This window comes from Kushneria sp. Sum13, from assembly GCF_052692355.1.
On record NZ_CP199847.1, the window covers coordinates 2,523,438 to 2,536,634 of the forward strand.

Sequence of the window (13,197 nt, forward strand, 5' to 3'; positions counted from 1 at the left end):
ATGACCTGCCCGCCATCATTCCCTCTGCAAAGGAGAGACATCCACTGTCTGCACTATAGCAATACAGGCAAGGGAGCGGATCATGATAATCTCACGCCCTTTCACCTCACATGTCATTGGACAGGGTCAATTTCACGTGGCAGGCAAGACCGAGTCCCAACCGACGCCGATGATGGCGCAGTATTTTCGTATCAAGCGCGAGCACCCCGACGTGCTGCTCTTTTACCGCATGGGAGATTTCTATGAACTCTTTCATGACGATGCCAAACGAGCGGCGTCACTGCTGGATATCACGCTGACCGCACGCGGCACCTCCAACGGCGCCCCCATTCCCATGGCCGGTGTCCCCTACCACAGCGCCGAAGGCTATCTGGCGCGTCTGGTGCGCATGGGCGAGTCGGTCGCCATCTGTGAGCAGATCGGTGATCCTGCGACCGCCAAGGGCCCGGTCGAGCGCCGGGTCGTGCGTATTGTCACGCCCGGCACCCTGCATGATGAAGCGCTGCTCGATGAGCGCCGCGACAATCTGGTGGCGGCCCTGCATGGCAACAACGACCACTGGGGCCTGGCCTGGCTTGAGCTTTCCAGCGGGCGCTTCAGCGTGCTGGAAGTCGAGGGAGAAGGCGACATGCTCGCCGAGCTGCACCGGCTTGATCCTGCCGAGCTTTTGGTCATGGAAAGCCTGCGCCTGCCCGACCGGCTTGATGGTCGCGCCGGTCTGCGCCGCCAGAGCGACTGGCACTTTGATCTTGAAACGGCGCGTCGCCTTCTCTGTGATCAGCTGCGGGTACAAAACCTGTCGGGATTTGGCTGCGACCATATGACCCGGGCGCTGACGGCGGCCGGTGTCCTGATCGACTACGTGCGCGATACCCAGCGCACCGCGCTGCCGCATATCACCGCCATTGGCGTTGAAAATCGTGACGAGTCGGTCGTGATCGATGCGGCCAGTCGACGCAATCTGGAAATCGACCAGAACATGGCAGGCGGGCAGGACAATACGCTGGCCTCGGTGCTGGACACCACCGCCACCCCCATGGGCGCACGGCTGCTGCGACGCTGGCTTAACCGCCCGCTACGGGATCGTGATCAGATTGCCGCACGCCAGCAGGGGGTCATGCTGCTGGGCGAAGAGGATCACGTTGAATTTTTCAACGACATTCTGCGCGGCATCGGTGACATCGAACGTATTCTGGCGCGTGTGGCCCTGCTCAGTGCCCGCCCGCGTGACCTTGCCAGGCTGCGCGATGCCCTCAATGCCCTGCCCGCGTTGGCCGAGCGGCTGGGCGCCATTTCGCGCGGCAGCGTGCTCGATGATCTGTCCCGCCATATCGTGCCCTACCCTGAGCTTGCCGACACGCTGACCCGGGCGCTGATCGACAGCCCACCGGTCGTGATCCGCGATGGCGGTGTCCTTCGCGAGGGTTTTGACGAAGAACTCGACGAGTTCAGGGCGCTGCAGGAAAACGCCGGTGACTACCTGGTCCAGCTGGAAACCCGTGAGCGCGAGCGCACCGGTCTTGCCGGACTCAAGGTCGGCTACAACCGTGTGCATGGCTATTACATCGAGATTCCCCGTGCCCAGGCACGGGAAGTCCCCGCTGACTATATCCGCCGTCAGACGCTCAAGAATGCCGAGCGCTTCATCATCCCCGAGCTCAAGACCTTCGAGGACAAGGCGCTCTCGGCACGCACCCGTGCGCTGGCGCGTGAAAAACTGCTCTATGAAGGTTTGCTAGAGTCGCTCAACGCAGAACTGGGCGCACTGACCCAGACGGCCCGGGCGCTGGCGACCCTGGACGTGCTGCACGCCTTTGCCGAGCGGGCGCAGAGCCTGTCACTGGTGTGCCCGGTACTGCGCGAGGCCCCTGGCATGACCATCCGGGACGGGCGTCATCCGGTGGTGGAGCACGTCTCGAACCACCCCTTCGTCCCAAACGATCTGCATTTTGATGACGACACCCGCATGCTGATCATTACCGGCCCCAACATGGGCGGTAAATCGACCTTCATGCGCCAGAACGCGCTGATCGCCCTGTTGGCGCATACCGGTTGCTTCGTGCCGGCCGGCAGCGCCGAAATCGGCCCGATCGATCGCATCTTTACTCGCATCGGCTCCTCGGATGACCTGGCGGGCGGGCGCTCGACCTTCATGGTCGAAATGACCGAGACCGCCAGCATCCTTCATAACGCGACCGACCACAGCCTGGTGCTGATGGATGAGATCGGCCGCGGCACCAGCACCTTTGACGGCCTGTCGCTGGCCTGGGCTGCCGCCGAGCATCTGACCGGCACGCGCGCCTTTACACTGTTTGCCACGCACTACTTCGAGATGACCAGCCTGCCTGAACAGGCCGAGGGCGTGGCCAACGTGCACCTCAATGCCACCGAGCACAATGAGGGCATCGTTTTCATGCACCGGGTGGAGCCAGGCCCTGCCAGCCAGAGCTATGGGCTACAGGTGGCGCAGCTTGCAGGGGTTCCCCGCGCCGTTATTGCCCGAGCGCGTGAAAAGCTCATGATGCTGGAAGCCCAGGAACTGGAGCGCCCTGCATCGCCGCTACAGTCCTCGATGCAGGACACGACACCGCCGCAGCAGAACGATCTTTTTGCCAGCCCGCCACACCCGCTGGTCGAGGCGCTTGAAAAGCTTGATCTGGATGCCCTGTCACCGCGAGAGGCTCAGGAGTGGCTGTACCAATGGCGCGATAAAATACGTTAACGGCGGTTACCGCCCGAACGGAGCAGCGGCTTTGCTCACAAGCGGCTTGTCCCCGGGCGGGCGGGCCTTCTAGAATAAGGCCCCTTTCGTGGGCCGCCCCACACCCCTTTTCAACACTGCCTGCCCCTGCATGGGCAGTGACCGCCTGCTACCCTGGAGTTCGTGACATGACCTTTGTCGTCACCGAGAACTGCATTCAATGCAAATACATGGACTGCGTGGAAGTCTGCCCGGTCGACTGCTTCTACGAAGGCCCCAACTTTCTGGTCATTCATCCTGATGAATGCATCGATTGTGCCCTGTGCGAACCGGAATGCCCGGCCGAGGCCATCTTTTCGGAAGACGAGCTGCCGGAAGGTCAGGAAAAGTTTATCGAGATCAACGCCGATCTGGCCGAGCAGTGGCCCAATATCAGCGAACGCGCCGACCCACCGGCGGATGCCGATGAATGGAACGGCGTACCCGGCAAGATCGACAAGCTGGTGCGCTAAAGCGCTTGTCAGGGCCCTGGCGCCCTGACCCGCTTTCCCCTCCCCACCTTCTCGCACGTTCGCTTTTCTGGCACCTGCTGCTCCAAAGGCACTGCCCTTTTGTTGTGCTTAAAGAGCGCACACAAAAAAGGCGGCCCGATGGGGCCGCCCTTGCATCCTGCATCCTTGAGCCAGTCCATTGGCTCTTTATCCATTGGCGTCGTCCATGCGGAGAAATCGGATCCATCCGATACTCTGCGCGCCATAAATCCATGTGGTGTCCGGTGATCCGAGCGACGCCATCCATGGCACCGTCAGCTGAAGTCACGATCAGATTTACTGATCATTAAAGAAGTTTTTAAAAAATAGCTTATCGGAAAAATAGCGATCATCATGTTTTTTCATGAATTGGAAAAACCAGACAGATCAGATATTTAGAAAAGGAAGGTAATTTCAGGCCCGGTACCGGACCGCCTACGATGGAGTCATGTTGGATTCTGCACCCCTGCCGGGTCAAGATAATCGTACAGGATTCGTCGAATATAGAGCAGGGCCATAAAAAATCCGACTACGCGAGGTAGTCGGATTAAATTTAGTGATCAAAAGCTGGCAGAATCAGCCTTGACCCTTTACTTCGGCGAGCCCCTTGTAGGGCGCCTTGCCGGCCAACTGATCTTCGATGACCAGCAGACGGTTGTACTTGGCAACACGATCACTGCGCGACAGCGAGCCGGTCTTGATCTGTCCGGCACAGGTACCGACCGCCAGATCCGCGATGGTGGTATCTTCGGTTTCACCGCTGCGATGAGAGATGACCGCCGTATAGCCGGCATCACGCGCCATCTTGATCGCATCCAGGGTTTCGGTCAGTGAACCGATCTGGTTGAACTTGATCAGAATCGAGTTACCGATCCCCTTGTCGATCCCTTCACGGAAAATACGCGTGTTGGTCACGAACAGATCATCACCAACCAGCTGTATGCGATCGCCCAGCTTGTCGGTCAGCGCCTTCCAGCCGTCCCAGTCGGATTCGTCCAGACCGTCCTCAATGGAGACAATCGGATACTGATCGACCAGGTCTGCCAAGTAGTCGGCAAAGCCTTCACTGGTGAAACTCTTGTTTTCACCGGAGAGCGTGTACTGACCGTCCTTGTAGAATTCGGAAGCCGCGCAGTCCAGTGCCAGCGTGACATCGGTGCCAAGCTGATAACCGGCATCGCTGACGGCCTGCTTGATGGCACCCAGCGCGTCCGCGTTGGATTCCAGGTTCGGGGCGAAACCACCCTCATCTCCCACGGCGGTGGACTGCCCGCGAGCGGAAAGCACCTTTTTGAGGGCATGGAAGATTTCAGCGCCCATGCGCAGACCTTCAGCAAAGCTCTTGGCGCCCACCGGCTGAACCATGAACTCCTGAATATCGATGTTGTTATCTGCGTGCTCACCGCCATTCATGATGTTCATCATCGGCAGCGGCATGCTGAACTGACCAGGCGTGCCGTAAAGCTCGGCAATGTGGGCATAAAGCGGCATGCCCTTCTCGACAGCAGCAGCACGCGCCGCTGCCAGCGAGACGGCGAGAATGGCATTGGCGCCCAGATTGCCCTTGTTGTCGGTGCCATCCAGCTCCAGCATGGCCTGGTCCAGCGCGCGCTGGTCGCTGGCATCCATACCCTTGAGGCGCTCACGGATCACCGTATTGACGGCTTCCACGGCCTTTTTGACACCCTTGCCCAGATAGCGGGACTTGTCGCCGTCGCGCAGCTCCAGCGCTTCACGAGAGCCGGTAGACGCACCGGACGGCGCATAGGCCTGCTCGCGAATACCACCGGCCAGCGTGACCGTGGCCATGACGGTGGGGTTGCCGCGCGAATCAAGCACTTCGAGTCCATGAATATCAACAATCTCGGCCATCTAAAGCATCCTCACTGGTTAAACTTCCGACCCGTACTCTACGCGCCGGACTTGAATGAACGCACCATGAAAGCATAGAAAGCGATTTGTTTGCCTGCCATGCCAGCGTACGTACGCTCATTGCTAGACTAAAGTCAAAACCCCTGCCGACCCAATGGCCCGGCCAAAAAAAACGCCGGTCATCATGACCGGCGTTTTGAGACTAGCGTATGTCGATGGGATCGAAATGCTTGACCACCCCATCGAGCATTTTGATCTGCTCCAGAAAGGGCGTCAGACGATCCAGCGGCAGCGCGCAGGGGCCATCACAGCGTGCATTGTCAGGGTCCGGATGGGCCTCGACAAAAAGCCCGGCAATGCCGGTCGCAATGCCTGCTCTGGCCAGCTCGACGACCTGCTGGCGACGCCCGCCGGCGCTGTCGGAACGCCCGCCCGGCTGCTGCAGCGAGTGGGTGACATCGAAAAAGACCGGATAGCCGGTTTTTTTCATCTCGCCAAAGCCGAGCATGTCGACCACCAGATTGTTGTAGCCAAAGCTTGCGCCGCGCTCACACAGAATCAGCCGGTCGTTACCGGCCTCCTCGAACTTGGTGATGATGTGGCGCATCTCGTGCGGGGCAATGAACTGCGGCTTTTTGATGTTGATCACGGCACTGGTGTTCGCCATGGCCACCACCAGATCCGTCTGGCGCGCCAGAAAGGCCGGCAGCTGGATCACGTCGCAGACATCGGCCACGGCACGCGCCTGATCCGGTTCATGAACGTCTGTCAGCACCGCCACGTTGAAGCGGCTTTTGATCTCCTCGAGAATCGCAAGCCCCTTATCAAGCCCCGGTCCTCGATAGGAGTGGATCGAGCTGCGGTTGGCCTTGTCAAAGCTGGCCTTGAACACGTAGGGGATGCCCAGCGCTTTGGTGGCTTCTACCCAGGCATCGGCCACCTCAATGGCCATGTCCCGTGATTCAAGCACATTCATGCCACCAAAAAGCGTCAGCGGCTGCTGATTGCCGGTCGTAATATCACCGATGGCAATGGTTTTCTGAACGGTCGTCTCAGTGCCTGTCATCGTCACGCTCCTGCTGGTCGCGCGTGCCGGCCTTGTGGGTGCGCGCCGCGCGATGCGCCAGCGCTGCGTTGACAAAGCCGGTGAACAGCGGATGCCCATCGCGCGGGGTCGAAGTGAATTCGGGGTGGAACTGACAGGCCACATACCAGGGGTGATCCGGCAGCTCGACCATTTCCACCAGCGACTGATCCACACTGCGCCCGGAGAACACCATGCCGGCGGCTTCCAGATCGGCCACGAACTGATCGTTGATCTCATAGCGATGGCGATGACGCTCAACGATGGTGTCGCTGCCATAGATGTCGCGCGCCTTCGAGCCTTCCTTCAGCACGCAGCTCTGGCCACCCAGACGCATGGTTCCGCCCAGATCGGACGATTCATCGCGGGTTTCGATCCGCCCTTCCGGCGTGATCCACTCGGTGATCAGACCGACCACGGGGTGGCGGGTGTCGTGGGTGAATTCGGTGGAATTGGCGTCGCGCCAGCCGGCAACATGACGGGCAAACTCGATGACCGCCACCTGCATGCCCAGGCAGATGCCCAGATAGGGAATGCCATGTTCGCGCGCGTAGCGGGCCGTGGCGATCTTGCCTTCCACGCCACGAGAACCGAATCCGCCCGGCACCAGGATCGCGTCCTTGCCTTCAAGACGCTCCACGCCTTCGCGCTCGATGGTTTCGGAATCGATGTAGTCGATATTGACCTTCACACGGGTCTGAATACCGGCATGCATCAGCGATTCATTGAGCGACTTGTAGGCGTCCAGCAGCTCCATGTACTTGCCGACCATCGCAATGTTGATGGTCTTGAGCGGGTTGAGCTTGGCATCGAGTACCTTGACCCATTCGCTCAGATCTGCCGCCGGCGGATCAAGACGCAGCTTGTCGCAGACAATGTCGTCAAGCTCGTGATCGTGCAGCATCAGCGGGATGCGATAGATGGTATCGGCATCCTGCATCGGAATAACGGCGCGCTCGTCCACGTTGGTGAACAGCGCAATCTTGCGACGCTCGCTGGCTTCAAGCTCGACTTCGCTGCGACACAGCAGGATATCGGGCTGGATGCCGATGGAGCGCAGCTCCTTGACGCTATGCTGGGTCGGCTTGGTCTTGGTCTCGCCGGCCGTCTTGATGTAGGGCACCAGCGTCAGGTGCATGAACAGGGCGTGGCTGGAGCCGACTTCACTGCGCAGCTGACGAATGGCTTCCAGAAACGGCAGCGATTCGATATCGCCCACGGTGCCACCGATTTCGACCATGGCCACGTCATAGCCTTCGGCGCCGGCCTTCACGCGGCGCTTGATCTCATCGGTAATGTGCGGGATGACCTGCACGGTACCGCCCAGATAATCACCGCGGCGCTCCTTTCGCAGCACGTGCTCATAGACACGCCCGGTGGTGAAGTTGTTGGCCTGGGTCATGCGCGAACGGATAAAGCGCTCGTAGTGTCCCAGGTCAAGGTCGGTCTCGGCACCATCTTCGGTGACAAACACCTCACCGTGCTGAAAGGGGCTCATGGTGCCCGGATCGACGTTGATATAGGGGTCGAGCTTGAGAATCGTGACCTTCAGGCCACGGGCTTCCAGAATAGCGGCCAGAGAAGCTGCAGCGATGCCTTTACCAAGAGAAGACACAACGCCACCGGTCACGAAAATATATCGCGTCGTCATGGGGAACCTGTTAATGCTGAGCGAAGGTCGACCAGAAAGGCAGACCAGGATGGGTGATCAGTTTACGCGAAAGCGTCGTCGCGCTCAATTTGCATTGTCGGCCTTGAGCCGGATCAGCGGGGATGATGCCTTTTTGATGGACTTGGTCACGATATAGGTGAAGTAGCGCCGGATGGCGAGATTCTCCATCAGCCAGCCATCAATCAGGCGCTGGTACTGATCGATGCTCTCGGCCTCGATCAGTACCAGATAGTCCACCCCGCCCCCTACGGCCACACATTCACTGACCTGGGGCGTTTCGCGCATGACGCGCTCGAAGCGATCGGACACGGCCACACCGTGACTTTCCAGCTCGATCTGTACCCACACCGAGGTCAGCGCCACCCGGACCCGATCACTGATACGAGCGCTGTAGCCTTCGATAATGCCGGCACGCTCCAGCCGCCTGACCCGCTCCCAGCAGGGACTCACCGACAGGTTGATGGCCTCGGCCAGTCGCGACTTGGTGATGCGCCCGTCACGCGACAGGATCTCGAGAATACGAAAATCGTACTGATCGAGCTTCATCATGATCTCCCGTCGCATGGATACCGGATGCCGGCCGGCAGACGTTCGCTGCCACTTGTCGTGACGACTTTAGCGCTCAAGCGTTTCGACCACCTCGCCAATGACGATCAATGTATCGCCCATTTCAACGCGGGCCGGAAAGCGCCGGGCCAGCACCAGGCCGTCACGGCTGGCGCGATATTCCACCGGGTCGGCACCGGTGCGCGTGATATCCCAGATACGTGCGACTACTTCGCCTTCCCTGACCAGCCCGCCGAGTGCGCAGGTCATCTCCAGAAGCCCTGAATGCTCGCTTTGCACGTAGCAGGAGGCATCCGGCATTTCGACATACTGCTGACGTGCCGGGCGCTGAATCTCGCCCTGGGTAATACCGGCAAAAATCAGAAAATTGCGCACGCCGCGCTCGCTGATCTCGATACTGGCAGGCGTTGACGTGCCGCCACCGCCCAGTTCGGTCGTGACCAGCACCTTGCCCTGATTTTCCACCACCGTGTCATAAAGCGCTGCCGCGTCCAGCTCATACATCATGATGGCGGTCGAGGCACCAAAGTCGATTGCCCCCTTGAGGCTCTGGCGCTCAAGGGCAAGATCATCAAGACGATGAGCCGCGGCAAAGGGCAGGATATCCAGCGTGCGCCCGCCGGAGTGGAGATCCAGCGCGTAATCACACATCGGCACCAGCACGCGGGTGAAGTAATCCGCAATCTGCTTCGTTGGCCCACCATCGGGGTCCCCCGGGAAGCTGCGATTAAGGTTGCCGCGATCCATCGGCGACGTGCGTCGTCCGGCCTGAGCTGCCGGCTGATTCATCATCGGCACAATGATCACGCGGCCCTGGACTTCTTCAGCCGTCAGCCGACGGGCCAGCTTCAAAAGCGCCGTAATGCCTTCGTACTCATCGCCGTGGTTGCCCCCGGTCAAAAGCGCCGTGGGCCCTTCGCCGTTTTTGACCACGGTGATCGGGATCATGACCGCCCCCCAGGCAGACTCATCATGGGAGACCGGCAGCTTTAGAAAGCCGTGCTGAACGCCATCGGCATCGAAATCAACGGTGGCGGAAATCGGACTTGGACGCATGGACAGGATACTCCCTGGTCGTGCGCAACGGTCAGTGCCTTTCAACAGGGCACCGGCGCTGGTGCGCTATTTAACGAAAAGCTGCCGAGGGAAATTGCTGAAGGTTTCCACCCCGGTCTCGGTGATCAGAATCGACTCGGTGATTTCAAGCCCCCAGTCGTCCATCCACATGCCCGGCATGAAATGAAAGGTCATGCCGGGTTCCAGTACGGTGTCGTCGCTGGGGCGCAGGCTCATGGTGCGCTCGCCCCAGTCGGGTGGGTAGCTCAAGCCAATGGGATAACCGCAGCGGGCCCCGCCCCGGTCAAAGCCCCACTTGTCCATCGCCGCGCCCAGCGCCATGGCCAGATCACAGCAGCGGTTGCCGGGTTTGGCGACCGCAAGCCCGTTTTCGATGCCTTCCAGCAGCGCCGACTCACCACGCAGGAAATCCCGCGGCGGGCGCCCAAGAAACACCGTCCGTGACAGCGGCGCGTGATAGCGCTTGTAGACACCGGCAATCTCGAAAAAGGTGCCCTCGCCCTGCTTGAACGGCGCGTCGTCCCATGTCAGGTGCGGGGCGGCGGCATCCTTGCCGGTCGGCAGCAACGGCACGATCGCCGGATAATCCCCACCGTGACCCTCGATGCCCTCAACGCCGGCTCGATAGATTTCTGCCACCAGCCGACTTTTGGGCAACCCGGGCTCGACCATGTCCAGAATGCGGGCATGCATTTCATCCACGATGCGACCGGCCACACGCATGTATTCGATCTCGGTGGGCGACTTGATCGCCCGGCACCAGTTGACCAGGCCGTTGGCATCCACCAGCGTCGCTTCGGGCAGGTTCGCCAGAAGGCTGGTATAGGCCTTTGCCGAGAAATAGTAATTGTCCATCTCGACCCCAATGCGCCCCCTGTGCCACTGCCAATAAGGCAGGATCGACTGTGACAGGTATTCCATGGGGTGCATGTCGGGATTTTGTACGTAGTAGTCCGGATACGAGGTCACATGGGTTTCGGGGTTCATCCAGCAGGTGCGTATCGCCCCATTGCTGTCCTGGCGGCGGCCGTACCAGACCGGGTCCTGATCAAGACTGATCAAAACGCACTGATGAACGTAGAACGACCAGCCGTCATAGCCGGTCAGCCACGCCATGTTGGAGGGGTCATAAACGATCAGAAGATCCAGCTCGGCACGCGCCATCGCCGCTCTTACCCGGCTCAAACGCTGAGCGTACTCCTGGCGTGTAAAGGGAAGTGCAATGTCGGTCATTGGCGCTCGCTTTTCCCGGCTTGAAGACCAGGCATTTGTTGTATTCAACGACGTCCCGAAAACAAGCATGGTGCAGAAAGGCGAAGGCTGCCACGCAGTGCCCCTGCCCCGGGTCAGTCTGCCCCTGTCCGATTGTCAGGGTCAAAAGCTTTCCGCAGGCGTTTTTCATCGAAATAAAGGCCCGTCTGGTGGGCTGCAGGCCACCTCTGATGGCACAAAATGATCGTTAATACGAATTAAAGACCTCCCATGGATATGTCGATATGAGCCTCAGGACGCGCACCCATCGTTGCGCACATTTCCATGATGCCCTGAGCCCGGGCCATCAGGACGCCTCCATGAGAGATTGCCGTCACATGAGCGATACCACCCGCAGCGCTGCTGCCCGAGAAGACTACTTTCGCGCCGCCATCGACCGCGCCCAGGCCGTCATCGAATTCACGCCGGAAGGCATCATTGTCGATGCCAACGAAAATTTTCTTTCTGCGGTGGGCTATAGCCTTGATGAGATCAAGGGCAAACATCACCGCCTCTTCTGCGACCCGGAAGAGAGCGCCTCTGCTGAATATCGCACCTTTTGGCAAAAACTGGGGCGTGGCGAATTTGATGCCGGCGAATATCGCCGCTTTGGCAAAAACGGTCGGGAAATCTGGCTGCAGGCCACCTACAACCCCATCCTGGATGACACCGGCAAGCCGGTACGAGTAATCAAGTTTGCCTCTGACATCACCACTCAAAAGCAGCACGATGCCGAGTTCGAAGGCAAGGTAGAAGCCATCAACCGTGCTCAGGCCGTGATCGAGTTCGATCTACAGGGCAATATTCTGGCGGCCAACGACAACTTCCTGGCCGCGGTGGGCTACCGGGCCAGCGAGGTCATTGGCGAACATCACCGCATGTTCTGTCATGAGGCCTATACCCGCACAACCGAGTATCGCAACTTCTGGAAGGAGCTGGCGCAGGGCGAATTTGCGCACGGCGAATACAAGCGCTTTCGCAAGGATGGCAGCGAGATCTGGCTGCAGGCGACCTATAACCCGATTCTGGATGCCGTGGGCCGACCCTACAAGGTGGTCAAGTTCGCGACCGACATTACAGAACGCAAACTGACCAATGCCGAGTTTGAAGGCAAGGTCAACGCCATCAGCCGTGCCCAGGCCGTGATCGAATTTGATCTCGACGGCCATATTCTCAGCGCCAATGCGAACTTCCTCGGCACCATTGGATATCGCATTGAAGACATCGTTGGCCAGCACCATCGGATGTTCTGCGAACCGGCGCATGTCAGCAGCGATCAGTACCGCCACTTCTGGGATGAACTGAATCGCGGCAAACCCATGAGCGGTGAATTCCGCCGCCTGGGCCGCAACGGCCGCGAGGTGTGGCTGCAGGCCACCTACAACCCGATTTTGGACATGGACGGCCGCCCGTTCAAGGTGGTCAAGTTTGCGACCGACATTACCGAAAAGAAGCGTGAGGCTGCCGAACTCGAAGGTCGCCTCAAGGCCATCGACCGCGCTCAGGGCGTGATCGAATTCGACACCCGGGGCAATATCCTGACCGCCAACCACAATTTCCTGCACACCGTGGGCTACGCCCTGGATGAAGTGCAGGGACAGCATCACCGCATGTTCTGCGATGAGGCTTACGTTATCAGTACCGAGTATCGGGATTTCTGGCAGAAACTCGCTCACGGTGAGTTTTTCAGCGGTCGCTTCTGTCGTCAGGGCAAGTTTGGTCGACGCGTCTGGATTCAGGGCACCTACAATCCGATTTTTGATGCCAACGGCGACGTTTACAAGATCATCAAGTTTGCCACCGACATTACCGACCAGGTCTCGCTGGAGGAAAACATTCGGGATCAGGCAACCTCGATGGGTGGCAGCATTATCGAGCTGAATACGTCGATCAATGCCATTGCCGAGAATGCTCAGCTGACCCAGCAGCTGGCACATACCACACAGGAAGAGGCGCGCCACGGCAGCAACACGCTGGCGCGCTCGGTCGAGGTCATGGACGCCATTCGCAAGGCCTCGGAAGATGTCGATGCCATCGTCAAGGTCATCGGCGAAATCGCCAATCAGACCAATCTGCTGGCCTTCAATGCTGCCATTGAAGCGGCTCGCGCCGGTGAACACGGGCTGGGTTTTTCAGTGGTGGCCGACGAGGTCAGAAAACTGGCCGAAAAGTCTTCTGATGCCACGCGTCAGATCAATCGCCTGCTGGGCGAGTCCAGCCGGCGTATCGAGGAAGGCAATATCGTGTCGCGTGATGCCCGAACGTCCTTTGACAAGATTGTCGACGGCATCGAAAAAACCGGTAGTGCCGTGGACGAGATCACCAGAACCACCAAAGCACAGCTCGACAACGCCCATCACGTGGCGCAGGCCATTCAAAAGCTCAATGCCGCCACTGCGAACGACAAAAGCCATAACCCCACCGGTTCCCAGAGTCTCTGACC

The 13,197-nt window shown here is 59.4% G+C and carries 10 protein-coding genes; 4 read left to right on the top strand and 6 right to left on the bottom strand.

From position 1 onward, the window contains the following. Positions 1-169 precede the first annotated feature (169 nt). Both mutS and fdxA read left to right on the top strand, forming a co-directional pair. Positions 170-2,722, top strand: a complete 2,553-nt coding sequence (mutS, locus tag ACUN8C_RS11790; protein WP_445621858.1) for a DNA mismatch repair protein MutS — start codon at positions 170-172, stop codon at positions 2,720-2,722. A gap of 167 nt (positions 2,723-2,889) precedes the next feature. Beyond that, a complete protein-coding gene (gene fdxA, locus ACUN8C_RS11795; RefSeq protein ID WP_108842645.1) occupies positions 2,890-3,213 on the top strand; it encodes a ferredoxin FdxA in 324 nt (107 codons plus the stop codon). Between the two features lie 594 nt (positions 3,214-3,807). Here fdxA and eno read toward each other — a convergent pair. The 6 genes from eno to doeA form a co-directional block, all read right to left on the bottom strand. Continuing rightward, complete coding sequence (gene eno, locus ACUN8C_RS11800; protein ID WP_445619392.1) at positions 3,808-5,103, bottom strand: phosphopyruvate hydratase; 1,296 nt, start codon at positions 5,101-5,103, stop codon at positions 3,808-3,810. A gap of 202 nt (positions 5,104-5,305) precedes the next feature. After that, entirely contained in the window at positions 5,306-6,169 is an 864-nt protein-coding gene (gene kdsA / locus ACUN8C_RS11805) for a 3-deoxy-8-phosphooctulonate synthase (RefSeq protein WP_445619393.1), read from the bottom strand. Beyond that, entirely contained in the window at positions 6,156-7,838 is a 1,683-nt protein-coding gene (locus ACUN8C_RS11810) for a CTP synthase (protein WP_445619394.1), read from the bottom strand. Before ACUN8C_RS11810 ends, kdsA begins: the two co-directional genes overlap by 14 nt. A gap of 84 nt (positions 7,839-7,922) precedes the next feature. Next, positions 7,923-8,405, bottom strand: a complete 483-nt coding sequence (locus tag ACUN8C_RS11815) for an Lrp/AsnC family transcriptional regulator (RefSeq protein ID WP_445621859.1) — start codon at positions 8,403-8,405, stop codon at positions 7,923-7,925. A 69-nt stretch (positions 8,406-8,474) separates the two neighbouring features. Further along, positions 8,475-9,482, bottom strand: coding sequence for a N(2)-acetyl-L-2,4-diaminobutanoate deacetylase DoeB (gene doeB / locus ACUN8C_RS11820; protein ID WP_445619395.1), 1,008 nt, complete (start codon positions 9,480-9,482; stop codon positions 8,475-8,477). 66 nt (positions 9,483-9,548) lie between these two features. Then, on the bottom strand, positions 9,549-10,736 hold the full coding sequence (gene doeA, locus ACUN8C_RS11825; protein WP_445619396.1) for an ectoine hydrolase DoeA: 1,188 nt from the start codon (positions 10,734-10,736) through the stop codon (positions 9,549-9,551). Here doeA and ACUN8C_RS11830 point away from each other — a divergent pair. Together ACUN8C_RS11830 and ACUN8C_RS11835 are read left to right on the top strand one after the other, a co-directional pair. Then, a complete protein-coding gene (locus ACUN8C_RS11830) occupies positions 10,726-10,959 on the top strand; it encodes a hypothetical protein (protein WP_445619397.1) in 234 nt (77 codons plus the stop codon). The two genes, doeA and ACUN8C_RS11830, sit on opposite strands and share 11 nt — an antisense overlap. A 133-nt stretch (positions 10,960-11,092) precedes the next feature. After that, a complete protein-coding gene (locus ACUN8C_RS11835) occupies positions 11,093-13,195 on the top strand; it encodes a methyl-accepting chemotaxis protein (RefSeq protein WP_445619398.1) in 2,103 nt (700 codons plus the stop codon). Positions 13,196-13,197: the final 2 nt, after the last annotated feature.

Bases quoted from the DNA above. Each gene is read 5' to 3' on its own strand.
- mutS (WP_445621858.1), top strand. From the start codon at position 170: ATGATGGCGCAGTATTTTCGTATCAAGCGCGAGCACCCCGACGTGCTG.
- fdxA (WP_108842645.1), top strand. From the start codon at position 2,890: ATGACCTTTGTCGTCACCGAGAACTGCATTCAATGCAAATACATGGAC.
- eno (WP_445619392.1), bottom strand. From the start codon at position 5,103: ATGGCCGAGATTGTTGATATTCATGGACTCGAAGTGCTTGATTCGCGC.
- kdsA (WP_445619393.1), bottom strand. From the start codon at position 6,169: ATGACAGGCACTGAGACGACCGTTCAGAAAACCATTGCCATCGGTGAT.
- ACUN8C_RS11810 (WP_445619394.1), bottom strand. From the start codon at position 7,838: ATGACGACGCGATATATTTTCGTGACCGGTGGCGTTGTGTCTTCTCTT.
- ACUN8C_RS11815 (WP_445621859.1), bottom strand. From the start codon at position 8,405: ATGAAGCTCGATCAGTACGATTTTCGTATTCTCGAGATCCTGTCGCGT.
- doeB (WP_445619395.1), bottom strand. From the start codon at position 9,482: ATGCGTCCAAGTCCGATTTCCGCCACCGTTGATTTCGATGCCGATGGC.
- ACUN8C_RS11830 (WP_445619397.1), top strand. From the start codon at position 10,726: ATGTCGGTCATTGGCGCTCGCTTTTCCCGGCTTGAAGACCAGGCATTT.
- doeA (WP_445619396.1), bottom strand. From the start codon at position 10,736: ATGACCGACATTGCACTTCCCTTTACACGCCAGGAGTACGCTCAGCGT.
- ACUN8C_RS11835 (WP_445619398.1), top strand. From the start codon at position 11,093: ATGAGCGATACCACCCGCAGCGCTGCTGCCCGAGAAGACTACTTTCGC.